Raw genomic sequence first — 25,362 nt, 5'->3', positions numbered from 1 at the left:
GATTTTCCGTTGATCTGCGTAATGCGTGACGAAGCTGATATTTTGCCAGCGTTCCTACATCACTATCGCTCGATTGGAGTTACTTGCTTTTACATTATTGATACAGGGAGTTCAGATGGTTCTTTGCAGTTTTTACATCAACAAGGTGATGTCCAACTCTATGAAAAAAATGGTGGCTACCCGCAAGCAAACGCTGGAGTTGATTGGGTCAATGAAATTGGCTGTAAGTACTGTAAGGATAAATGGACAACAGTTGTAGACGCGGATGAGTTTCTGCTACTTCCTCAACCAACGATGGATGGTACAACGAGCATCTTACAAAACGAGTTGGCATTTGCACTTTATACTCCTCTGATAGACTTTTTTTGTGATGATCTTACCAGTGCGCCCAAATGTGCAATGGATCTAGATGAGCTCATTTCTAATACACCTAACTATGTCCCTTTCTCTAAGTTTCATGCAGAACCGTCTCTGGCTTTTCCATTTTTTGAGCTTCGCTCTTCAGCCAGAGCGGAGCTGTCTGGCAAAAAGAACTATCATGTAAGATCTTACAAGATACCTCTTGTTTACTGGCAATCAGACTTCCAATATCTTCGGTCAACGCACTTGTGTACCCCAGTTCCGTTAAGCGACACGTGTGGCCATCTGTTTCATTTCAAGTATCGGTCGGGTTTTGAGAAACGCCTTTTAAAAGAACTTGAAAACCCAGATAGAATGAATGCAGATGTATACCGCATTTCAAAAGCAATTATACGCAATCAAAAACTGCTTCCTCAGCATACAACGGTTCTACGCAATAAAGACACATTCAAGGATAGTGATTGGTATTCCAACATGGGTTTCACTGCAAAGTGGAAGGAAGTTAACCGTTCCAAAGCACATTACTTCAATCTTCTTACAGGTAAGAAAATTACCACAGATAGTACATTAGAAGAAAACCTTGTGCGCCTAACTAACTCACTAAGTTGGCGACTAACTAGACCCCTGCGATCACTTCTCTTTAAGCACGGATTGCTGCGCCATGAGCATTTCCCAGAACGTGCAAATTTTAAGCAAGCATCAGCTGAACAGACTATAGCCATTTATGAATCGTTTTGGTGGTTGCTAACTGGTTTGATGAGATTGCCGGTTGCGTTATATCGCGCGGTACTCTGGTACAAATTTGGACAACGCAATTAAAGGCATAAATGAACTTGCTCCATTGCAGTACTCTATTAAATTTACTGTTTAGTAGCTTTGAGGTCCAGAAGACGATCAGGCGCTTAAGATCTCCAACTCCCCATCTCATCCTTGGTAAATGGTTGTCACTGTTAACTGAAACAGAAGATGACAATTAGTGACATTCATCATCTAGCTGAGTTTAATCAATCTGAGATTGACGTCTTGTCTCAAACGGGGCTGCTTCATAACTTGGCGAATGTCTGTAAAGTTTACTTCTTTCCTAGTGTATATCACCCATTGCTGGCTTCTTCGGACTATAAGAACACAATTCTCATAATCTAAGCAATACTATCTCATACATCAATTTTGCCTAAAAGCAGAAACACCCAAGCTTCCCCTGAGTGCTTGAGGTTTGCAGCATGACGCCAACTCTGGTTTGCTTAATTTATTTTGCAGCAAATAATATGATGTGGAGTTGATTAATGTCGGGCCGGATCAGGAAACGAATGAGATAAACCGGAACTGAGCATTTTACTCCCGCTCATCATGGTCCCGTTAGGTGGTGCTGCCACGGACATCTATATTTCCTCATTGCCAGCCATGGAAAACTATTTTCAAGCAGACCGCTTCGCAGTCCAATCCACGCCGTTGGTCTTTTAGGCTGGCTATGGTGTTGGGCAGATTATTGCGGGGCCGCTGACGGATTCCATGGGTCGCCGTATTCCTATCTTGCTCAGCGCAATCCTGTTCGTGATTGCGTGTGTCGGATTGCTATGACTCCACTGCTCTGGGTGATCATTGCCTTACGAGCAGCACAAGGCACCCTGGTGGCCTTTTCAGCTGTCGGAGCCCGAGCAATTGTCGCCGACTGTTACGAGAGCAGTGAGCGATTCAAAACTGCCAATTGGATGACGATTGCCTGGGTAACCGGTCCGATCCTATCCCCTGCTCTTGGCGGATATTTGCAGGTCTAGTTTGGGTGGACCGCATCATTCTGGTTTCTTGCGGGCTGGGGGCTGTTGTCGTCGTTATCGCTGGTGCATTGCTACCGGAGACACGCGTACACTCATTTAGACAGCCTTTGGGCAAAGCATTTGCGGTTCATCGAAGGATGGCTATTAACAGAGTCTATCTGCCAACCGCATTGAGCATGGCTTGTCTGATTTCTGTAATGTACGGCTTTGAAAGCCTTGCTCCGTTTTACATTCAGACTGACCTGAAACACAGCCCAGTGTTTTACAGCCATCTGCAACGGCTCCTTGGTTGTCTGTGGCTTGGTGGAAATTTTTCAATCGAATCATCAGCTCTAAAGTCAAAGTTAACCGGAGCATCACCGCTGCTGTGGGAATATCTTTATTCATCAGCATAATGATGTTAGTGCTAGAATTTCCGGCATATTCAGAGTGGCAGCGCAAATGCGCTCGTCAGCGGGCTTTTCATTATCGTTAATGCCGTTTTTACTGCTATAGCCTCACTGTTTGACGCACCGACAGCCTGGCCGATGTGGATTCTATACATCTTCGTAACAGCAGCGACATTGTTTTTCTTTGCAGGCTTATTACGGAAGGAGTTTGACCATGTCATCAAATAGTTCATTCTTAATGGCGATCATTGGATTACAAAGTTTCAACTTTAGGCTAACTAAAGTAAACTTTTGTCCCCACCTCTCTTTCCAATCTTCTCAGTAAGTATACAGATCACGTGAGCATCTTGTTTCACATAACGGTTAGTAATTGTAACGTTCCCATGGCACCGAAGATGGCTGATGAGATAAAAGCGTTGCCGCGTTTTAGTTTTCTATTAACAGATACGTGTTTGCAGATATATCTTTCTACAAGAGCTTTGATCGTGAGAGCAGCTAGCATCGCTTCCCGCGGTAAAAGAGGAGCATTTCTGCTAAACACATCTGTCGCCAGACTGTGGGCTGGCGGTGTCATATCTTCATATCAACCAATGCTCACACGTAGGGACTGTCTTGACGGTTCGAACTCGTACAGGCTTGCCATTAAATTCACGAAACGTAAGGCCGAGGTAGCAAAGCTTCCTTCTGAGAGCTTTTGCGTTTCTGCGATGTGTTTGAAAGTTGCCCTAAAGGTTCAATACACAACCTTATAAAGCATCACATCAGTGGGAGTTCTCTCCTCCCTCACTTTTTCACTACCACGAGCAAGTAGCCTGCCGTCGGCTCTTTCTAGGCGGACCTCAATCAGTTGCACTTGAGAAACTTTAGTTTTCGACGGCATTGCGAATGTGTAAGCCAGTGTTTTGGCTTTACCCGTGCTTATGAGCTGGGTTTGGGATACAGTGACTTGAGACTTGGACTGCGTTTGGCTGTCTTTCAGGAAAATCTTGACCTGACCTTTTGGGATAGCCTCATTACCTGCGTAGGTGATTGTGCCGCTAATTGTGTTGGATTGGCTTTTCACTGCTTCTGCGTTGGTTGAGACCGCGAGATCATAAGGCCTGCCGCAAGTAGAGCTGATTGGCGGTTTACTCGGGTTTTCATTGTTTAACTCCCCAGTCCTCATAAAAGAGGCGAAAAGGCCTGACAAAGCAGTGAGATGTGCAAAAACAGGAGGGGAACCTGTGAATTCCCCTCCTGGATCTTATCAGACGATAACGAAGTCGTCTGCGGATAGAGATAGGCCAGCGTTCAACTGAGCGAACTGTACCGCTGCAATATCACCGGAACCGTCAGCATCGTAGAACAATGCTCCACTATCGGTGTCATAGATGATGCGGTCATTTGCATCCTGACTGATACCAGCTGCACTCTTATGGAATGCATTAAGTGCAAGCGGACCATCGCCACCAAGTTCAGCAAAGATGTTGCTGTCCAACAGGATCACATCTTCATCAGTGTTGAAGTCCTTGATCCGGTCAACATTGTCTTCACCAAGCTCGGTAGAGAAACGGAAGGAATCCTCTCCTTTACCACCGACGAGAAGGTCAGCTCCAAGGCCACCATCAAGGAAGTCACTACCGTTACCGCCATAAAGCTTATCATTACCGGCTTCGCCCGGCTGAATTGGCTCAGGTGGGAACTCAACAGAGACGTTCAGTTTATAGGTAGAGCCTTCCGGCACAGCTTCTGACCAGCCATCACCTGGAACATCCGGTGACCATGCGCCCTCCAGAATGTAGTAGGTGCCAGTCTCTTCAACCACGAAGACAGTGCTGGAATCGCGGTTGGTTGCAGAACCTGGATCTCCACCGCCATCATCGTTCTGGGTGACGATGTTTCCATCGCTATCGAGCAGGCGAACCCAGCTGTCATGGACATTTGGATCTGCAATGCCGTCAATATCGATCGTGATGATCGTACCGGCAGCCAGCTCGATGCTGTAGTATCCACCCTTGCCATTTCCGGTCGCGTTAACTGTTGTGTGAAGAACAGTCGTTGAATCGAAGATGTCCGGGTCTTCTGTCAGAGAGAAGTTGTTGGAGATGTCGAAGGCTGTTGCGATCGAGTTGTTGGTAGCATCTGCCCCAAGGGTTGCGTATCCCGTACCCATACCCGGGGTAGGAATTGCTTCGCCTTGGTCTGCAAAATCACCAAACAGGATGTCATCGCCACCGCCACCGCGGAGCACATCGTTGCCACCCTGACCCGTCAGAGTGTTGGCAGCTTTGTTGCCCTTGATCTTGTCATTGTGGCCAGAACCAGACAGGTTCTCGATGGAGATGTAGGTATCACCTTCAGACTTACCGCGAGCCAGATTAAGCTTCACGCCGCTGGTTGCATCGGAATAGTCTGCAGTGTCACTACCAGCACCACCATTTAGAACGTCAGCACCTTCACCACCAGTCAGTACATCATTACCTGCACCGCCGGAAAGTTCATTGGTCTGATCATTACCGATCAGGTGATCATCGTAGAAAGAACCAACGACGTTCTCAACATCAACAATAATGTCGTGCTTGATGGTTGTACCACGACCTACGATCTGTACTGGACCGTCAGCATCACCACCGCTGGCAGTGCCATTGGCAAGGTCCACAGTTACACCGTCAGAGCTACCGGAATACACAACGGTATCAATGCCTTCACCGCCATTCATGTAATCCTGACCGGAACCACCAATGAGGATGTCGTTGCCTTCATCGCCATAAAGCAGATCACCGTCACGACCACCATCCAGAATGTCATCACCGCCGCCGCCGTTAAAGACGTCACCGCCACCCTGACCCCAGAAGTGGTTGTTGTCGTCTGTACCGATAAAGCGGTCGATACGGTCGTCAGAACCAATCAGGTTTTCAATGCTGTAGAAAGTGTCGCCTGAAGCTGTACCACCAACAGCAATGTTGGTCTCCAGGTTAACCAGCAACTGGAACGGGCTTTCATGGCTGAAGTCAACAGTATCAACACCGTCACCACCTCTGAACACATCGGCACCAGCCTGACCCATCAGAGTATCATCGCCGTCACCACCGTCCAGAATGTCATCACCAGCACCACCGAAGATGGTGTCGTTGCCACCACCGCCGTAGAGGACGTCGTTACCGTCATCGCTCTCGGTCTGGTCTTCAAGCTCATCAAACGGAATGGTGTTGTTGATGTCGCGGCTTGCAAGCGTATCACGACCACCGATGATCAGATCATCACCATCCAGGCCGAAGATGGTGTCGCCACCCGCACCGCCGTCCAGCGTGTTGTTGCCTTCATCACCAAAGATGATGCTAGTCAGTGTATCGCCTGGGTTCGCTGGAGTATCATCTTCTTCCACAGGAGGCTGCGGAGGAGTGCCGCCAACATAGATAATGTTTTCAACGTTCTCAACTTCACCAAGATCCAGATCGCTGTTCACGACGATGATGGTGTCGTTACCGCCATCAGCTTCTTCACGAACGATATCGTCAATGGAGTCAACGAAGTAGATGTCATCACCAGCACCGCCAGCCATCTTGTCAGCACCGCCGCGACCGTCCAGAACGTTGTCGCCATCGTTACCGATGATGATGTCATCATAGTTACTGCCGATGCCTTTTTCGATGTAGTACTCAGTTTGATCTTCGTTGTGGCCAGCAAAGATCGATACGTTGTTGCTGTGGCCGTTCACGGAGGAGAATTGGCCAGCCCGCAGGTCAAGGATTGTCCCAGCAGTTGAACCAGAGAAGTCAATAGTATCCATGCCGCCAGTATCGTGGATTGTAAATCCGATATCATGCTGCATGCCATCAGATGTCAGCTCGTAGCCGTATTCTGTGCTGTTGAAGCCGTAAATGTTGTCGCCAGTGTTTAGATCGATCTTCTGATACGTCCGTACACCATCTTCATCAACTTCAGAGAAGAAGCGACGAATAGTGGATTCAATATCCGCCATCAGAGGTGTGGAAGCCGACCAGCGTGTTGTTTCCCCAACATCGATGCCATCGAAATACGACATCACGCTGTACTGCTGGCGATCATAGATCCATGTTGCGTTGTTCAGGTAGTTGATCTGAACACCACCTGGACCGCTGTAGTTGTAAAGACCTGGGTGGTTCAAACCAAACTCATGGCCGAACTCATGGATGAAGCTGTCAAACACATAGCCGCCAATGTCTGTTTTATTTGGCTCAGTGTCATGGAACTTTTGACCGATGCTGACATAACGGTTGCTTGAAAACGCGCTACCATCACTTTGCTCGCCAATTGCCGGGCTGACAACTTCCATCCAGTGAAGGTCAGGATCATATGGAGCATCGTCCACAATCTCAAACTGCAACGGCGTAACTGCTGACCAAACTTCCAAAGCACCGATGGCCGCCGCCTTGTACTCCGGATAATCATTCAGACCTGTCACATTGATCACCAGCGGCTGCGCGGCAATCTCCGGTGTCAGGCTGCGTGGTAGTGCACTGATGTAATCGATATAAGCTTCGTAATCCTCGCTTTTGCCAAATGGATTATCAGGTGTCTGATCATTTACCCACCATTCATCGGGCTGATTTTGATTTGGCATCTTTGTGTCTCCCTCTCTTACAAAGCTTGGGTTTTTAATGCTGCGTAGTATTGGTGCTCCAACTCAAACCGGTCGTCGCACAGGACGCCGTCGTCACCGGCGTTTTCAGTAAATTGACGTGCTGAAGAACTGGAAATTCCATAGCGAGTTCCTCCTCCAAGGAACTCACTGCGCAGTCATTGGCGGTTGTCTCAGATCTACTTCGAAACGAAGCAGATGATTGACCAATGACCACCTTAACCGTGCCGTTGAAACGGCACGTCCTCGACCTGATCTCAAATGGAAAAGTGGTCCGTTCATGATGACCATAATCGCGTTGCAATACGCTCTGAAAACAGTCAGGAAACCCCAAGGGCAAAAGCCCTATATCCTGCCAGTTATCAGATGCGATTAACCATGGGCTATCGATACATCCAGCAACAGAATTTGCGTAGTCATCAAACATGTTTCGATAACTCCAAAATTGCGGCCCACGCAATTGGATCAAGAGAAAGTGCGGTTATAAATCTATTTATTCTTCAGCATGTTACGTCACATTATGCATGAGCATTACTCATACAATCGCAGAATTGTTGGCCTCTTTTGACGTAAAGTCAACGCTGATTGAGATGATAATTTCTAAGTGAATAAACGTAATTTTTGATTTTTATATAGATAATCGATTAGTTTGTTTAACTATTATTTTAGTGAAATTTATGGGCAATTTATTGCCATTTAAATACACTTAATTCAGCATATGCAGTTATCAAAAAAGTCTTATGTAAGACACATTAAGGCTACAAAACACTGCATCAAGCTTTCGGAACTCGCTCTAAACCCGTAAATGCGTATCTGAGGCGCTCAACCTACCAAAGTGAAGCGTGAGTGTATGGGCAGATGTCTTCGTGAGCTTGTACACCACGTATCTTGCTCTCTCATGTAAAATGAACTGAAGCGGGTACACCGGAATCTCAGTTCATATCCTTCAACAACCGCCCATGTTTCCTCGTTTGCTCTACGACTTTCCCAAAGGTGTCGAAGCCGCGGGATGTCAGGATGGGGAGGAGTTTGCAGAGAGCCTCGGCGGTGGCTTGGGCGTCGCCTAGGGCGGTGTGGCGGAGGGCTTCAGGGAGTTCGATATCAAGTCGAGAACAGAGAGCGTCGAGGGTGTGTTCCTGCTCTGCTCCAAAGACGACTGCTGAGAGCAGAACAGTATCGAGGATTGGATGATCCCATACATGACCAGACATATGGCCATAGCGTTGCAAGAAAGCCATATCGAATGGGGCGTTGTGGGCAACGATAACAGCATCTTTGGCGAACACGTGAAAATCTGAAGTCGCAGTCACAGGATCCGGGGCATCTGCCACCATATCGTCGGTGATACGGTGCACTCCCGTGGAGGCGGCTGGGATCGGGCGGCCCGGGTTCACCAGTTGATTTACTGTTTCACCGGGAATTATCCGTCCATTAACAACCCGTACAGCACCGATTTGAATGATTTCATCTTTGTTCGGCATCAGACCCGTGGTTTCAGTATCAAACACAACAAAGCTCAGATCTTTCAGAGGTTGCTGCTCGATCGCCTTTTCGGTCTCAAAATGTTGAGTGGCGTCAAAATCATAGATCAATGGCCGTGGAGCTTCGGGTGCGAGGCGTGCGGTGGCATCGTCGATCAGGATCATGTAGCCCGATGCCTGACTGAGCTTTTTAAGGCGCAGTTGGAAGTTGAGATTACCTCTTGCCCCTTTGGCCTTCACCGCAATTTCGGTGCGCAGTTCCTTGAGCTGCTCATAAGCACCAAGAATCTCGTCTTCAGCAAAGTAATCAAAGATAGATGCACTCAGACGTGGAACGTGGACCTGCCCAAGGATATCTGCTGCTTGTCCATCATAAAGCATGATCTTGTGAGCTGGGCTGACAAGAACGATGGCAACGGGAATTTCAGTAAGAAGCAAGGCAAGCTGTTCGCGTTCGGCAGCTAACTGCGCTGTTGCATCGGCGACCAGATCACCCACACCGGCGGCTTCGTCAGTCAATCGCCCTGTTACAGCCTGTGCAGCCGGTGCAAGGTCGCCCAAATACTTTGCACTTTGTAAGTCAATTGATGCTTCCACATCTGCGTGCGTTCTTGTGCGGATCGCTGCGGAAAGCTGTTGCACTGGTTTAGCGACGTTTTCATCAAATAGCAGCCAGATGCTGACAGAGATGGCAAGCAGTCCAAAACTGGAAAGCAACCCGGCGAGAATAAACCCGGAGGCAGCATTGGTTTCAGGGATACGGGTGTATCCGAAATAGAGCGCAGCCCCGACGACGGCACAACTGGCTGCGGCAACGCCTGCAAACAGAAGAAAAATCCGAAGTCGTAGACTGAGCCCTACAAGCATTATCCTGCTCCGCATATTGTTGAGATGATCGGGTCATCTTTGGACGCTGCAATCCATTGCGCACCCGTCACCGCACCGTTTTTTTTGAAGGTAATGCCATCTGCCAAAGCTGCCCGCCGACCTTCCGCGCAGTCTGTCAGGACAGGAAGCTTGTTCACTGGTGCCCAACGCCCGAAGAAATAAGCCTGCGCCAACTTCATGTCTGGCTGGTCCGGATGCCTCTGAATTGTTGCCGTATCAATTGCCACAAATCGTTCAGTAAAGGGCTGCACATACGTCCATGGTCGATAGAAGGCTTTGCTCTCAACCGTTTGCGCCACAACCAGACCTTCTGGCAGAGTGTCTTTGGTGCGGGAGAACCAACTGTACTCGCTTGAGATTGTTGTTAGAAGCATTGCAAGACCCGCTGCAACAGGAGCGAACCAGCGCGGCAAGCGACCACGAAGAACATGATTGATCAGCATCACAAGACCAGCCCCGGCGACACCTGCGATAAAGGTCCCGATCAATTCGATAAACATTCTATTCCTCCCAAGCAGCCGTCATGAGCCTTCGCTCAATCCAGCCATTATGATTGTTATTTAGCTCAGCATACCGCGGCCATGCCCAACGGCTGATTGCATGGTTTTGACCACTACAAACGCGTCACGTACATGGGCCCGCTCAAAATCTGACAGAGTAGATGGTTGCAAAAAATTGTCTGGCTCAGACCCTTGTTTGACCAAGTCTGCCTGATGCTGGATGCGGGTTTCTGCAATCAAATCATAAGCATCCAACAGATCCCCAGCGCCTGACTTGCTCAGTTGGCCAGTTTCCCGAGCTTCTTCCAGGCGAGCACGGGTGTTAACGGCACCAATCTGCCCTTGCAGCGCGTATATGCGCGCCAGATCAACCACAGGCACAACTCCGTTGTGCTTCATATCCAACGTGTTTTTGTGTTCTCCAGAGCGGATAGTTGCCAATCCGCGCAGCAAACTCAAAGGCGGAGTGTGTTTGAGAGAGTTGCTGACCATGTGCGCAACAAAGATTGAGTTACGGCTGGAAGCTTCCAAAGTTTCAGCCTGCAGGTTCTCGAAAAGTGATGTGTCTCCACCAATTGGCCTTAAATCGAACATTACCGAACTCAGCATTTGCGCTTCCGGATCCGGCTTATTGATCCAACCTTCGAAATAAGATTTCCAAACCGAAAGTGGCTGCGTCCATCGTGGATTGGTTGCCATCATATCACCTGGACAATAGACATAGCCGCTGGTGTTCAGGCCATCGCAGACATATTGAGCCAGCTCAGCAAAGTAGCCTTCACGGTCAGTCTCTGTGACACTGTCATGCAAAATCAAACAGTTGTCCTGGTCACTGACGCCAGTCTGCTCCCGGCGCCCCTGAGAGCCACAGGCAAGCCACAGATAAGGCACCGGTGGAGGGCCAAACCTCTTTTCTGCTAAAGACAATAAACGTCTGGTCGCCGCATCTGCTATATCAGTAATCAGGCGGGTCACGATCTCATGTCGGCTGCCACCTGCGACCAACTGAACGAGGAGATTTGGTATTCTGGCTGTCGCCTGAGCAATCTCTTCTGCATCTTTAGCCGTTGCAATCTGGCTCACCAACTCAGCAGAACTGATGGCCTGAAAACGGGTCAGGTCTGTCTGGGTCACCATGCCGACCAGATGTCCACCTTCGACGATTGGCACGTGCCCAATGCGGCGTTCCATCATGAGGTGAAGCAGGTCTGATCCGATTGCTGCAGGACCAAGAGTAATTGGGTTTGCCGTCATCACAGCTTCAACCAGTGTCTCCACCGGGAGCTCGGATGCCAGCACTTTAAAAGATAAATCGCGTACCGTGATGATCCCAATCAGCCTGCCTTCATCATCTGTCACGCACAGGGATGAAACACGCGCATCGCGCATCTGCTGCGCAGCTTGCTTCACCGTATCTTCAGGGCGGCAGGTCAGTGGATTGGAGGCCATGAAGGATTCGATGGGAATAGCCGTCAGATCATTCTCTCGGCTTCGCGGCTTCTGTGTTCTGTCAAAAAAACGAGCAACAGGTTGATACTTTGCGATCAGGCCAGCGATGATCTCAGGTGAAAACACCAATAAAATTGTCGGTTCTGCGCTGTAAGCTGATGTGACAGCGCGTCCATCAAGGAGAAGCCCACGCTCGCCAAAAGAGTTCCGGATTCCAAGGCGACTGATCATCGCATTGTTCTTGTCGCGGATTTCGGCTGCACCTTCATAAATCAGAAAGAGGCCCGGCAGGTCATCGCCGAGCTGGTAAATGCCTTCACCTGACGCTTTTTCCCAGACGCCGATCTGCCCGGCCAAGTCCTTCTGATCCGCCTCTGGAAGAGCATCATAAGGATGCACAGATTTCAGGAAGTGCAGGATTTGCGCAGATGTGAGAGGCATGATTCCACCTTTGGGTAGAAGAAGTAAGATCTTGCCCAGCCTAAGCCGGGCAGGATTGATTTTGTAGAGTGCGGCTTACAGATTTTATGTAAGCCGCTCCCTGAACTTAGTGGTCTGCAGCTGCGCCAGCACCACGTGGGATACGAACGCTTTCGACCAGATCTTTGATCGCTTCCGGTGTTTCTTTGGTCATACCAGCCACGATGTAAGCGACTGCAAAGTTCACCGCTGCACCAATTGCACCGAAGGACGTTGACTTGATGGTACCCAGAAGTGGATCCGCATCGGTGAAGCTGTTTGTATCTGGAATGAAGAACCAACCTTTATGCAGGAAGATGTAAACCAGTGTCACAACCAGACCAGCCAGCATACCAGCAACAGCGCCGGTGTTGTTGATGCGGGTTGAGAAGATACCCATCATCAGCGCCGGGAAGATCGAAGCCGCAGCAAGACCAAAGGCCAATGCCACTGTTTGTGCCGCAAAGCCCGGAGGATTAAGCCCCAGATAAGTTGCCACAACAATCGCGACAGCCATCGCCACACGGGCCGACATCAACTCGTTCTTTTCCGAAATAGACGGATTGATCGCCCCTTTAATGAGGTCATGACTGACTGCTGAGGAGATCGCGAGCAACAATCCTGCTGCCGTTGAGAGCGCAGCAGCCAAACCACCGGCAGCCACCAGACCAATCACCCAACCTGGTAGGTTGGCGATTTCCGGATTCGCCAGCACGAGGATGTCGCGGTTGAACTTAGTCAACTCATTGCCAACCCAGCCTTTTTCTCCGGCAAGGGTCTGCATGTCTGCATTCTTGTCGTTGTAGTACTGGATTTTGCCGTCGCCGTTCTTATCATCCCAAGCGAGAAGACCAGTCTTCTGCCAGGTGTGCATCCAGTCGTACTTCGGATCATTCTGGATCTGCTCGACAGCAACTGCTTCGCCTTTCACGCCGCCGTTTGGCCACATCATTTCAGTGATGTTCAGGCGAGCCATCGCACCCACAGCTGGTGCTGTGATGTAAAGCAGTGCAATGAACACCAGTGCCCAACCAGCAGACCAACGCGCATCAGCCACTTTCGGCACGGTGAAGAAGCGCATGATCACGTGTGGAAGACCAGCTGTACCGATCATCAGAGACAGCGTGAACAGCACCATGTTGAACGTGTCAGCGTGATGCGAGGTGTAAGCATTAAAGCCAAGCTCAGTCACAACCTGATCCAACTTGGTCAGCAGTGGAACGCCGCTTGCAGCGTCATTACCGAACAGGCCAAGACCTGGGATTGGGTTGCCAGTCAACTGTAATGAGATGAAGACAGCTGGAATAGTGTAAGCGGTGATGAGCACCACGTACTGAGCCACCTGTGTGTAGGTCACGCCCTTCATGCCACCAAACACTGCGTAGGCAAACACCACACATGCGCCGATCAACAGACCGGTTGTGTTGTCTACTTCAAGGAAGCGACCAAACGCAACACCAACACCGGTCATCTGACCGATCACATAGGTGGTTGAAGCGACAATCAGACAAACAACGGCCACGATGCGGGCGGTCTGGCTGTAGAAGCGATCTCCGATGAACTCAGAAACGGTGAACTTTCCGAACTTACGCAGGTAAGGTGCGAGAAGCAGTGCCAACAGCACGTAACCACCGGTCCATCCCATCAAGAACGATGAGTTGTCATAGCCAGTAAACGCAATGAGACCCGCCATGGAAATGAAAGACGCTGCAGACATCCAGTCAGCAGCTGTTGCCATACCGTTGGTGACAGGGTGCACACCCCGACCAGCGGCATAAAAGTCAGAGGTTGAGCCCGCACGAGCCCAGATCGCGATGCCAATGTAGAGCGCAAAGGAGCTGCCTACAAAGAACAGGTTGATAGTAAACTGATCCATGATTTACAGCCCTTACTCTTCTTCAACGCCGTGTTCACGGTCGAGACGGTTCATACGCCACGCGTAGAAAAAGATGATTCCCAAAAAGACCAGAATGGATCCTTGTTGTGCAAACCAGAAGCCAAGGTCTGTTCCACCAATAGCGATGCCGCTCAGCAACGGGCGCAGCAAAATGCCAAACCCAAATGAAACCACCGCCCAAATGACGAGGCTGACCATAATGATGCGCTTATTGGCTGCCCAATAAGCATTGTTGGATGAGTTCTCGGACATAAATCTCCTCCCGTTCGGGTCCGGATGACTTTCGACCGGACGGCATTTCCGCCCCCCAAATCACAAAGTGGCCCTGCCGAAACGACCGGTTCCTCCCACCGATCAGCAGAACTGGAGATAAGCTTTGGATCTTTCTTAGAGTTCAACTCTCACTGCAGCACAGGCACTAAACCTGCCAGTAAGCCGGATTTCAGATTACGTACGCACCCACTTCGCAATCCAGTTGCCCCAGCCAACCCTTTGCTTCAGTTGTTATCATCTGAGCAAAGGCGTTTTCACCAAATCCTACAGGTACAGATTGAGATCCCTTAAGACCCTCACGCTCCCCAAACAAACCACCTTCAACACCCAGTGTGTTCCCTACAGGCAACCTCTTACAAGGCTACTTACGTAGAGAAGACTTATGTATTAGATCGAAAGAACTTGAAGATACTTACAGCAGGCAGAAGCGTGTAGTTAGCAACACGCAACCCAAATCATACGTTCATGCTGTCTTGGAATAGATCCAATTTTTTGAGAGAAACTTCTGCAAACCAACCCTCAAATGCCCTAGAAACTTGCTTAAGAAAGAAAGTACACATCCTCACCCAATCATCCATTTAAGTGAATTAGCTTCACTTCAGCTCTTCAAACTCGGGAAATGTGCATTAAATTCAGGCTGCACAATTTAATTGTCCGGGCAATCAAATGAAATTTAATTATCAAAACCCGACCAAGCTGCTGTTTGGTCAGGGACAAATCTCTGAAATTCGCGACCAGATCCCAGCAGGTAGCCGTGTGCTGTTTGCGTATGGTGGTGGATCCATCAAAGCCAATGGCGTCCACGATCAGGTGATGAGCGCACTGGAAGGCTTCACTGTGGTGGAGTTCTCCGGCATTGAACCAAACCCGCATTTTGAGACGCTGGAAAAGGCTGTTGATCTAGTAAAGGAACACGACCTCAACTTCATTCTCGCTGTTGGGGGCGGGTCTGTCGTTGACGGGTGTAAGTTCGTTGCTGCAGCTGCTCATTATGATGGTGACCATTGGGATATCCCAAGCGGCAAACACCGCATTCAAAAAGCCACTCCATTGGCGTCTGTGTTGACATTGCCAGCAACCGGTTCTGAGTCCAACGGCAACTCCGTCATCACGCGCAAGTCTACTGGTGAAAAGCTGGCTTTTGGCTCACCGCATGTCTATCCGGTTTTCTCAGTTCTGGATCCGGACACGATGAAAACGCTACCTGAGCGCCAGATTAAGAATGGCTTGGTCGATGCCTTCGTTCATGTATGCGAGCAGTATCTGACCTTCCCGACAGGCGCACTGGTTCAGGATGGTTACGCGGAGGCACTCCTGCGTACGCTCATTCAGCTGGGTCAGACATACTCTGAGCGAGACACTGACGAGTGGCGCGCAAATCTGATGTATGCAGCAAATCAGGGGCTAAATGGATTGATATCCTGCGGCGTACCGCAAGACTGGGCAACTCACCAGATCGGTCACGAGTTGACCGCAATTTACGGGATCGACCATGCTCAGACACTCTCCATTATCCAGCCGAGCCTTCTGCGTAGCCAGATTGAGTTGAAGCGGGAAAAACTGGAGCAGATGGGCACCAAGGTCTTTGCCTTGCCGAAAACTGCTGATCTAGCAGAAAAGACAATCGATGCCATCGAAGATTTTTATCAGGAACTAGCAATGCCAATCCGCCTCTCTGATGCAAAAATCACGGAGCAGAACGACATCGACACGCTGATGCAGATTATTGAGGGACGAGACTTCTTGCAGGCCATTGGTGAGCACGGCAAGATCACCCCTGACGTGATCAAAGAAATCGTGTACGCAGCACGGTAAGCTGATCAGCCCGCCGATCAATCGGCGGGCTTTTTTGTGGGTACCTCTCGTCCTCTACGAAATCTCAAGTGACAAACCCAGCCCTTCGCCAGTAATCCTGTGAGATATCAGAGTACTCTTCGCAGAATATGAGGGAGCAACGGGGATGTTGCAGCTGTCCGACACTCAAACAAAAAACGCCCTGCCCTTCCAGCCACTGGTGGAAGCCTTGAGAACCATGTTCAGGGAAGGCTGTGAAATGCCGGTTCGGCACCATCACACAATGGGTGTACCAGACAAAGCAGACGCCACACTCCTTCTTATGCCAGCCTGGCAATCAGGTGCCTATTTCGGCGTGAAGCTGGCAAGCGTTTTCCCAAGCAACGCAGACTTGGGCATTCCTGCAGTTTCAGCTACCTATCTGTTATCTGATGGAACAACAGGTGCTCCGCTTGCCTTGGTTGACGGAGGAGAACTGACAGCCCGCCGCACCGCAGCTGCCTCAGCTCTGGCTGCAGATTACCTCGCACGCAAAGATGCAAAGACACTGACCATGGTCGGAACCGGTCGTCTGTCCGCCAACCTCATCGAAGCGCATTGTGCAACCAGACAGATCGAAACCATCTACCTCTGGGGCAGAAACTTCGAAAAGGCACAGCAAAATGCACAAGATTTGAGTGCAACGCTCGGCCTCAACGTGATTGCCGAACAGTCACTGCAAAAGGCCGTTGGGCAAGCAGACATCATTTCAGTGGCAACACTCTCCAATGCACCGTTAGTCAAAGGCGAATGGTTGCCAGAAGGATGTCATCTTGATCTCGTCGGCGGTTTCACCCCGAATATGCGCGAAGCAGATGACACAGCGATCACCCGTTCCAGAGTGTTTGTCGATACACGCGCAGGCGCCATGAAAGAAGCAGGTGATCTGACCATTCCGCTCGCAAACGGCACTCTGAAACCTGAGGACGTAGTTGCAGATCTATACGACCTGACCCGAGGCGAAAATCCGGGCAGAACAAGTAATCTAGAGATTACCTTCTTCAAGTCCGTCGGGGCTGCTCTGGAAGATCTGGCAGGCGCGATTCTCGCCTACGAAAACTCAAAGGAACTGCAAAGCGCCTAAATGCAACGGCTCAGCACAACTATCCATTACGGTGCTGAGCCAGAACCTTTGCCGCATCTCAGCAGTTCTGAAGTGAGTAAAGTGTGCATCACGTTGCATGGAGACCAAGGGCTGGTAATGGAGAAGGTCAACTTCTTTTGTAGCCACCGGACGCAGACTGTCGAGCACATACCGCTTGCCCTGAAACTGTACTGAAGTCACAGCATGGATAACCTGCCTGCGACTGTCTTTTACCACTATAAAGCGTAGATCCGCTTCCGCATAGCCCAGCGCAAGCAGGCTGAAGTACTTGGCGATCGCATAATCTTCGCAATCCCCCCGATACCCAAGAAACTGCAACGGGGCACGCCAGACGTCCGCATGCCCAGCGGCGACAGCTTGCGGGTCGTAACCCGCACTTTCATTGATGTAGGAGTTGAGCAAGGAAAGCTGGCGCACCGACTGCGTCTGCCCTACCCCACGAATAATACGCGACCAATAGTCAACCGAGCCAGCACAGCGCACATTACCAGCAATGCACTCTTTCAGCGAAGCCAGCTGCTGATCGCATTCCGGCAGCACAGCCTCCCACTTCTTGAAAGCCCGACTGTCTCCACCAGAAATCTCGACAGATCCAAACAACCCAAAGCTCTCTTGTGACTTTCGGTTTGCTGGATTGGTGAAGCGGATAAACGAAAACAGACGGCGACGGCGTATTTTGCTGGGATAGTCGAGCTTTACAGTATGCGCCTGCCCTCTGGAGATGCTGGACACAATTCCGGAAAGAAAGGCGGCTTTCACCACCATCCCTATAAAGCTTCGTCGCAGCAAACCGCGTTTTCTACGATGTTTGCCCCGGTATTCCGGAAGAGCCATAACGCATTACCGTTCTCTTAGCGCCTCCTCACGTGCACGATTAACCGGCTTAAGAATGTAAGAAAGCACACTCTTCTCTCCGGTGAGAATATCGACGGAGGCGACCATCCCCGGCAGGATGGGAAGACTCTTGTTGCGACTTTCTAACTCTGTTTGCTTGGTTTTGATAATTACGGAGTAAAACTGCTCATGGGTCACTTCATCGTAAACAGTATCTGCAGAAATTCCCTCAACTTCTCCATCAAGCCCACCGTAGATGGAAAAATCATAGGCACTCAATTTTACAAGTGCCTGCTGGCCCTGATGGATAAAGGCAATATCCTGCGGCTTAACTTTGGCTTCCACGAGCAGAATATCTTCAACGGGCACGATGGTCATCAACTGCTGCGATGGTGATGCAACGCCGCCAATCGTGCTCACATCAATTGTATTCACAATGCCATCCATAGGAGCGCGAATTTCAGCCCGCTTAACCTTGTCGCCAGCCCCTTTTGAGGTTTCGGTAATGATATCCAGCTGTGCCTGTACCTCACTCATCTCAGCTCGGGCAGCTTGACGGAACTTGATGTAAAGGCTCTCAATCTCCTGTTCGGCCTCATCAACGGCAGCTTGCAGCCGACCCTCAGTTACCTGAAGCGTATTGATTTGCCCTTCCAGATCCCCAATTTCTCGCTGCAACTTGAGCATATCAGTGCGCGGGATGATCTGCTTTTCAGCAAGGGGCGCTTTCAACTCACGTTCTTCGTTCGCAAGACGCAGCAATTCCATCAGTTTACGCTTCTGGTTCTCAGAGGCTTCCAGCTCTGCCATACGCTGCGCAACACGAGACCGATTGATGGCGACCTGCCCTTTCAGCCCTTCTATATTCGCCTGAAACAGAGAAAGCTCTGAGGCGACAATCTGAGGGGCTTTCTCCTGATAGTGGTCAGTATAAGACAGCTCCTCGCCCCGTTGTGGCCAGACCGATTGGAACTCCAGCCGCTCCCGCGCGATCTCCAAAGCAAGTTGCTTGGCGACAAGTTCTCCGAGATTGGATGAAAAGCCAGTATCATCCAACCGGATCAACACATCCCCTTTACTGACAAGATCTCCGGTCTTAACCAGCACCTCCTTAACGATCCCCCCCTCAAGGCTTTGGATCACCTGTATCTTTGCCGAGGGAATGATCCGTCCGTCACTACGTGTCACTTCCTCCAGTTGAGCCCAACTGGCCCAAACAACAAATGCAACAAGAAGAAGACCGATGAGCAGGATCAACAATCGTGTTCTGGCAAACACAGCATGCTCCAGCCCAGCGGAAACCTGAGCAGCTCCTTTGGGAAGCTGGGCAGTTTCAGAGCCCTTACCAATCCACTTTCTCATCAGCTCCTTTAGATTTAACAGGCGCAAAGATGATCCCCCTAGAAACTCCCCAACAAGTTCCAGAGGCACGCAGCCAACCGGAATCAAGCTATCCTACCCAAGGGTAACTCTCCTTGTTTTTTCTGAATACTACGGGGATCTATTGCGGAGAATTGCAGGTTGGAACTGAAAGAAACGGCCAAGCCCAAAACCAAAAAAGAAAAGACGCAGGTTTCTGGAAAAGAGGCCAAACCAGACTTGCCCAAAGCGTCTTCTGACGAAGATGATGCATTGGTGATCGAAGGATATGCTTCGGAAGTCGCACCTGAAATTGAAATGCCCCAAGAAAAGAAGTCACCAAAAACGCAGCCCAAGGAAGATACGGCAGAACCTCATATCTTAACCGAGATTGATCCTCTCAGAGGATGTCTTGAGATCCTGCTTGTTCAGCACAACATGCCCGCCAACTCGGAGAACCTGATCGCGGGACTTCCCTTGGCAGATGGAAAGCTGACTGAAGATCTGCTGCAAAGAGCCCTGCAGCGCGCTGGCTTCTCTACGAAGGCATTCCATCAAAAGATCACCGACCTGTCTTCTCTCTTGTTCCCTGCTGTACTCATGCTGAAATCTGGCGGAGCGCTGGTGGTTCTGGAAAAGTACGATGAGCACTCCTATGCCGTCGCTTTACCCCATGCAGACGGTGGAGCAGTTCTTGCGAAACTGGAAGAACTTCAGGCTCTTTGCAGCGGAACTGTGATTGTCGCCAAGCCCTTTTACAAACCGGAACGCACTGAAGAAGAAGTAAAGGATCAGGAACAGTCTCACTGGTTCTTTGGCGGCATCAAAGCGGTTGCACGTGATTATGTCTTTGTCGCACTCGCTGCAGCCTTCATCAATTTACTGGCTTTGGCCTCACCTCTGTTCACAATGAACGTCTACGATCGCGTGTTGCCCAACTCGGCATTCCCTACACTCTGGGTGCTTACGCTCGGTGTCACCGGCGCTTTGCTCTTTGACCTGCTTTTGAAGACATTACGCGCATCCCTCATTTTCTTTGCCGGCAAACGCGCTGATCTGATCATCTCGTCCCGACTGTTCGATCAGGCCTTGCACCTGAAGATGTCTCACAGACCCAGCAGCACAGCTGGCTTTTTGAACGAAATGCGCGAGTTTGAGACCATCCGCGAGTTCATGACATCGGCAACGATTGCTGCGATTACGGATCTTGCCTTTCTGGGAATGTTCCTCGGGCTAATCTGGTACATCGGTGGACCGATGGTTTATCCCCTTGTAGCTGCCATAATCGGTGTTGTCGCAATTGGTTTGATCATGCAGCTCCCGATTAAGAAAGCCGTTGAAACCACTGTCGCAGATGCCACACTCCGAAACGCCTTATTGGTTGAAAGCCTCTATGGACTGGAGACAATTAAACTCCAGCGAGCCGAGGGACAACTGCTGGGCAAATGGGAAAGTGCCAGCGCAGCAGCTGCTGCAGCCCAAAATAAGGTCAGATCCCTCTCCACGTGGGCATTGAATCTGACAGGTTTCCTGCAACAGCTCACCACCGTCGCTCTATTGGTGACAGGAGCCTATCTCTTCTCAGAAAAGCTCATTTCCATGGGTGGCATTGTGGCTTGCGTTATTCTGGGCGGCAGAGCCGTTGCTCCGCTCGCTACGCTTTCCAGCTTCCTTGCTCGTTTCCAGCAAGTCAAAGCCGCATACAAACGCCTTGATGCCATCAATCAGTTGCCAAGAGAAAAGCCCTGGGCTTCCCGACATCTGACCAAGACTATTGATGAAGGCCAGCTTACTCTGAAGAACCTAAGCTTCACATACCCTCAGTCGGAAGAGCCGTCTCTCAGAAATCTCAATCTTTCAATCAAGGCAGGCGAACGTATCGCGATCCTCGGTCCCGTCGGTTCCGGAAAATCGACACTGGGCCGCCTCCTGAGCGGTCTTTATGCGCCAGAAGCAGGCAATTACTCCGTCGACAATCTGGATCATCAACAGTTCGCTCCCACTGAACTAAGAAGGTCCATTAGCTATATTGGACAGGATGCCAGCCTCTTTTCTGGCTCAATCAGAGACAACATCAAGTTGGGACGTCCGAAATCCTCTGATGCTGATCTGGTCAAAGCCTGCGAGCATTCCGGCGCTTTAGAGTTCATCGATGCACACCCCCACGGCTTCGCCAGATTAATTGTAGAAGGTGGCAGAGACTTATCTTCGGGACAGAGACAAAAGCTGATCCTTGCAAGAGCGTTTATGGGCAATCCAAAGGTGCTTTATTTGGATGAACCGACTGGCATGATGGACGGGCAAACAGAGCGGCAGTTTATCAACGCGCTGTCATCTGCCATAAAACCAGAACAAACACTGATAATCGCGACACACCGAACCGCACCACTCTCACTGGTCGACAGACTGATCATACTGGATAAAGGCCGCATTCTGGCAGATGGACCAAAAGAAAAGGTCATCCATATCCTCTCAAAGGGAAATGGATGACCAAACGGCTTAGTACTCTCTCATGTACTCATGAAAGCAAAGGCAGCGATTGACGGCCTCATCATCCCAAACCGCCTCTTTCATGTATCCAATGGCGACGCCGCACCAATCCCGCGTTTCTAAGGCCCAGTCAAACCGCAGTTGCACAATGGTGGCCTGCTGAGCGGCCACAACGATTGTGTTTGCCTCCTCAAAGTAATCACGCACCCGAATGGAGATCTCATTGTGCAGCTCCTCAGGATGCTGCAAATTGAAGTTATAGCAAACGCCACCACGATAATAGTCAGAGGTCGCTACTGAAAGGTCCGCACTTGTCGCTTCACTCGCCCAAATGCTGAGCGAAGCCGCTGTGCCCCAAAACAAGAGCGCGGGGCCACTCGCCAGCTTTAACAGCTTATGCATGTCCATAATCCCCTCCCTCACTGTTTTGGCTTAGGCATAGCAACAGGCGTACCTCGCACCCATTGAGCGGTGACACCCGGCAAGGCTTTACCCGGCAACCAACTCTTTGTCTCTTCATCATCCCGCACTTTACGATAGCCAGCTTCAGCCTGTGCCGGAGGCTGAACGTCAAACGTCTCCAGCAACCCGCCCATAGCCGCAAGCAGTCGGTAATTCGCAAAGGTCTGCGCATACCGCGCAGAAATCTCAGAAACTTCGGTGAAGAACACCGTGTTCTGCGTATCCAGAACATCCAGCAGAGTGCGCTGACCAACTGTGAACTGTCCCTCATAGGAAATCAGCAGCTGCTGTGAAGCTGACAGCTGTTTTTTGATGATTGCCAGCTGTTTGGAAAGCTCCACCCGCCGGATCCAAGAAGCGCGTGTCTCCCGTTCCACTTCACGATACGCACGCGCCGTCCGCATGCGCGCCTCTCCAGCACGTTCCACCTGTTCTGCGCGCCGGTTCTTTGTGATGTTGCCGTTAAACAGATTCCAACGCATCACGACCAGCGCGGTCGCTTGATTGTTCACACCGGGAAAACCGTTGAGGTTCTCTCCCACGCGAGACGACAGTTCCAGATCAAATCTAGGATAGTAATCCGCCTCCGCAATCTTAATCTGAGCGTTTGCAGCATCTACATCCGCTTTGCGCAAGGCAATCAGCGGGTTGTTGCGCCGCGCCACATTCAGGACTGCTGGAAGCGTGCCCGGAATGCGGTGCGTCACACTTGGCACGCCCCCCAAGCGCCCCACTGGTTTGCCAACCACCTCAATAAACGTCGCCTCGGCCAGTTCCAGCTCTTCAACGACTTCTTCCAATGCCAGCGTTGCAGCAAACACTCTCTCGCTGGCCTGCTGAACATCAGCCACCGACACAACACCGCGCGATAAGCCGGCACGCATATCCGAAGCAACCTTGCTGTGATAGGCAATGTTACGCCGCGCCGCCTGCTTGACCTCAGAAAGGCGGGAGACCTCTACATAAGCCCGCACAGCACTCAAGCCAATGAACTCAGAGCGCTCCCATACACGGAAGGAAGTCGCATCCAGTCGCGCCCGTTGACGTTCAATCTCATAGGTCGTCGCAAAGCCGTCAAATAGCTTTTGCCGACCTGTTGCGCGAACTTCATAAGGACCATAGAAGAACTGATCGCGTTGGCGAGTAAAGCTTCGGTCCGCCCACTCCGCACCTCCACGAAACTCCAGATCAAGACGCGGCAGCCATTCACCTTTGGCCTGCTTCAGCTCAAAGCCGATCGCATTGCGATCAAACACTGCTTCACCAATTTCGGGATTGCTGTAAACGGTCAGATTCACTGCGTCTCTGAGAGACATCGCGTGACCTGCTCCGCTCAACAGGCCAACTGCAGCAACGCCAAGGAAAAAAGGCGCAAACAACTTCATACACACGCCCTCTACGCAATACTTAAGACAACCGGGCAACTGAAGCTTTAATTTACTTTATTTTAATATAATGTCATTCCTCAACCAATTAAGTGTAATAAATATCGATAGCTCAAAAATTAATAACAATAGCACTTCATAAATCAGAGCACGAATACATGTCATTTATACGTATTGCATAATGTATATATAAATTTGAACCCTATTTGATTTAGAATTCGGCAACACAATTTCATCCTTGCAACATTTTCCTCCTCGGAGAATGCCCGTCAACGTCTTGTTTCTGTTTGCAAAGGAAGACCTGCATGCCGACGATCAGAGCTGATGAAACACAAGCCCTTTCAGTCCAGGACACTTCCTCAGAACAAGTTGTTGAGCTGCAACCTAATGAGGGCCCATCCGCTCCCTCTCAAAGCCGCCTCATCATTGAACTTCCACCAGATATTGCAACCGATCTGGAGAACCAGCCGGATGCCCCACCACGCGGCATAAACCTGCTGCTGAATGAGGTGGAATGGGACCCGGTCAGAGAGATTTTGCTGCTTCCATCAGGCTTGGAGCTCGCAGGCATCCAGACAGCCAATAACACCACCCAGATCACACTTGCTGATGGTACACTGCTGATCATCCAGGGACACAGCGAAAATCCCCCATCCATTGAAATTGAAAATCAGATCCTAACTGCACAGGAGATTCAAACAGCGTTTGCCGCTGCAAGAAACGCAGAACCAAGTGCAGGTCCGGAGGCCTCATCGGGCCCTTCAAGTGGGTCAGAACCCTCCAGTGGCAACAACGAGCCACAGTCTCCATTACCAGCAAATGAGGACCTGACCGGAAGCGGTAATGATTTTGAGCCCATTCCGATCGCCGTTCAGCCTTCCTTTCCAATCACTCCGCTCCTGCTCCCTTCAGAGCGCAGCGAGGAGTTTCTGGAAAGAGACTTCGGGGATGGAGCCTTTGAAAGCAACGAACCAATCATCTCCAGCGCAGATCCATCTGATCCAACAGTGCGCCCCGCTTTCTTCGAAGGCAACACCGACGATGTGTATGAGGCAGGCTTGGCATCTGGCAGCAATGCTGGTCAGGCTGTGACGCAAACAGCAGGCCCCATGAACATCCAAAGCGGATCATCGCCTCTTCAGACTCTCGAAGTCTGTGATCCGACACAAGATGTTTGGATTGATGTAACCAATGGCGGACAAATCACCACGCCTCATGGCACCTACACCATCGCAACTCATCCAAACGGAACCTACAGCTGGACGTACACCCTCGATGCAGCAGGTGATCACAGCAACAACGCTCAACAAGACATGTTAAAAGTTCGTGTTACGAACGAGGAAGGCAATCAGGCAACCGGCGACATCACCATAAACATCGTCGACGATGAGCCACTCATCGATATCACCGATAACCCGGCTCATGTGGCTGAAGGCGACACCCTCACAAGCACATGGTCTCTCAACCCGGGAGCAGATGGCGTCACGCATATTACCGTGTCAGTGCCCGGCGAAGCGAACCAGACAATCGCTTTGTCCGGCAACACATCCGCCACCTTCACGCTGCCGAAGGGCATCCTAACCGTCAATCCAGACGGCACCTACGCCTTTGAAGCAGCAACCAATCTGGATAATGACGATCCGCAAGAGCAAAGCTTCACCATCACCGCAACGGATGCGGATGGAGATACAACAACAGACACCCAGACCATCACAATCACTGACGGTACATCGCCAACACCGCCAGACAATCTCCCCGGTGAAGCCGTCGATCTGATCCTCACAGTTAACGAAGCAGCCCTTGATACAACGCAGGATCAGGAT

Annotated in this window: 17 protein-coding genes and 1 pseudogene; 6 read left to right on the top strand and 12 right to left on the bottom strand. The window is 50.5% G+C overall.

All coding sequences use genetic code 11. The features are described 5' to 3' along the window. The first annotated feature begins 21 nt into the window (after positions 1-21). Positions 22-1,179, top strand: coding sequence for a glycosyltransferase family 2 protein (locus tag JCM12308_RS25425; RefSeq protein WP_054785518.1), 1,158 nt, complete (start codon positions 22-24; stop codon positions 1,177-1,179). Positions 1,180-2,140: 961 nt separating this feature from the next. After that, the gene (locus tag JCM12308_RS25420) at positions 2,141-2,530 is read left to right on the top strand and encodes an MFS transporter (protein ID WP_128647501.1); all 390 of its coding nucleotides are present in this window, start codon (positions 2,141-2,143) and stop codon (positions 2,528-2,530) included. A 727-nt stretch (positions 2,531-3,257) separates the two neighbouring features. Here JCM12308_RS25420 and JCM12308_RS25410 read toward each other — a convergent pair. From JCM12308_RS25410 to JCM12308_RS25380, 8 genes are all read right to left on the bottom strand, one after another. Continuing rightward, positions 3,258-3,713: a hypothetical protein gene (locus JCM12308_RS25410; protein ID WP_208978940.1), complete on the bottom strand. Its 456-nt coding sequence runs from the start codon at positions 3,711-3,713 to the stop codon at positions 3,258-3,260. A gap of 57 nt (positions 3,714-3,770) precedes the next feature. Next, positions 3,771-7,106, bottom strand: a complete 3,336-nt coding sequence (locus JCM12308_RS25405; RefSeq protein WP_054785515.1) for a M10 family metallopeptidase C-terminal domain-containing protein — start codon at positions 7,104-7,106, stop codon at positions 3,771-3,773. Between the two features lie 34 nt (positions 7,107-7,140). Further along, complete coding sequence (locus tag JCM12308_RS28045; RefSeq protein ID WP_128647500.1) at positions 7,141-7,551, bottom strand: hypothetical protein; 411 nt, start codon at positions 7,549-7,551, stop codon at positions 7,141-7,143. Positions 7,552-8,056: 505 nt separating this feature from the next. Further along, positions 8,057-9,472 carry a 3'-5' exonuclease gene (locus JCM12308_RS25400; RefSeq protein WP_054785514.1) on the bottom strand — a complete coding sequence of 472 codons (1,416 nt, stop codon included), beginning with the start codon at positions 9,470-9,472 and terminating at the stop codon, positions 8,057-8,059. Next, a complete protein-coding gene (locus tag JCM12308_RS25395; RefSeq protein WP_054785513.1) occupies positions 9,472-9,993 on the bottom strand; it encodes a hypothetical protein in 522 nt (173 codons plus the stop codon). Before JCM12308_RS25395 ends, JCM12308_RS25400 begins: the two co-directional genes overlap by 1 nt. Positions 9,994-10,053: 60 nt before the next feature. Continuing rightward, positions 10,054-11,883 carry a DUF294 nucleotidyltransferase-like domain-containing protein gene (locus tag JCM12308_RS25390; protein ID WP_054785512.1) on the bottom strand — a complete coding sequence of 610 codons (1,830 nt, stop codon included), beginning with the start codon at positions 11,881-11,883 and terminating at the stop codon, positions 10,054-10,056. A gap of 106 nt (positions 11,884-11,989) precedes the next feature. After that, positions 11,990-13,777, bottom strand: a complete 1,788-nt coding sequence (locus JCM12308_RS25385; protein ID WP_054785511.1) for a sodium:solute symporter family protein — start codon at positions 13,775-13,777, stop codon at positions 11,990-11,992. Positions 13,778-13,789: 12 nt separating this feature from the next. After that, entirely contained in the window at positions 13,790-14,050 is a 261-nt protein-coding gene (locus JCM12308_RS25380) for a DUF4212 domain-containing protein (protein WP_008546250.1), read from the bottom strand. A gap of 687 nt (positions 14,051-14,737) precedes the next feature. On the opposite strand from JCM12308_RS25380, the gene JCM12308_RS25375 reads away from it, so the two are divergent. Continuing rightward, positions 14,738-15,886, top strand: a complete 1,149-nt coding sequence (locus JCM12308_RS25375) for an iron-containing alcohol dehydrogenase (RefSeq protein ID WP_054785510.1) — start codon at positions 14,738-14,740, stop codon at positions 15,884-15,886. A 145-nt stretch (positions 15,887-16,031) separates the two neighbouring features. Further along, a complete protein-coding gene (lhpI, locus tag JCM12308_RS25370) occupies positions 16,032-16,988 on the top strand; it encodes a bifunctional Delta(1)-pyrroline-2-carboxylate/Delta(1)-piperideine-2-carboxylate reductase (protein WP_054785509.1) in 957 nt (318 codons plus the stop codon). Here lhpI and JCM12308_RS25365 read toward each other — a convergent pair. Continuing rightward, positions 16,965-17,843 (bottom strand): transglutaminase-like cysteine peptidase, encoded by an 879-nt coding sequence (locus JCM12308_RS25365; RefSeq protein WP_208978939.1) that lies wholly within the window; start codon positions 17,841-17,843, stop codon positions 16,965-16,967. The genes lhpI and JCM12308_RS25365 overlap by 24 nt on opposite strands. Before the next feature lie 6 nt (positions 17,844-17,849). Further along, positions 17,850-19,205 (bottom strand): HlyD family type I secretion periplasmic adaptor subunit, encoded by a 1,356-nt coding sequence (locus JCM12308_RS25360; protein WP_208609009.1) that lies wholly within the window; start codon positions 19,203-19,205, stop codon positions 17,850-17,852. Positions 19,206-19,364: 159 nt separating this feature from the next. Between JCM12308_RS25360 and JCM12308_RS25355 the strand changes: the two genes are divergently transcribed. Then, positions 19,365-21,692 carry a type I secretion system permease/ATPase gene (locus JCM12308_RS25355; protein WP_054785507.1) on the top strand — a complete coding sequence of 776 codons (2,328 nt, stop codon included), beginning with the start codon at positions 19,365-19,367 and terminating at the stop codon, positions 21,690-21,692. Between the two features lie 9 nt (positions 21,693-21,701). Here JCM12308_RS25355 and JCM12308_RS25350 read toward each other — a convergent pair whose 3' ends face one another. Further along, complete coding sequence (locus JCM12308_RS25350) at positions 21,702-22,100, bottom strand: hypothetical protein (protein ID WP_054785506.1); 399 nt, start codon at positions 22,098-22,100, stop codon at positions 21,702-21,704. Between the two features lie 11 nt (positions 22,101-22,111). Beyond that, entirely contained in the window at positions 22,112-23,539 is a 1,428-nt protein-coding gene (locus JCM12308_RS25345) for a TolC family outer membrane protein (protein WP_054785505.1), read from the bottom strand. Positions 23,540-23,844: 305 nt separating this feature from the next. Between JCM12308_RS25345 and JCM12308_RS25340 the strand changes: the two are divergent. After that, a pseudogene (locus tag JCM12308_RS25340) lies at positions 23,845-25,362 on the top strand (beta strand repeat-containing protein); the annotation flags it as partial.

The organism is Pseudovibrio denitrificans JCM 12308 (genome assembly GCF_001310815.1).
Classification (GTDB): domain Bacteria; phylum Pseudomonadota; class Alphaproteobacteria; order Rhizobiales; family Stappiaceae; genus Pseudovibrio; species Pseudovibrio denitrificans.
This window is presented reverse-complemented; position numbering and strand designations above follow the sequence as displayed.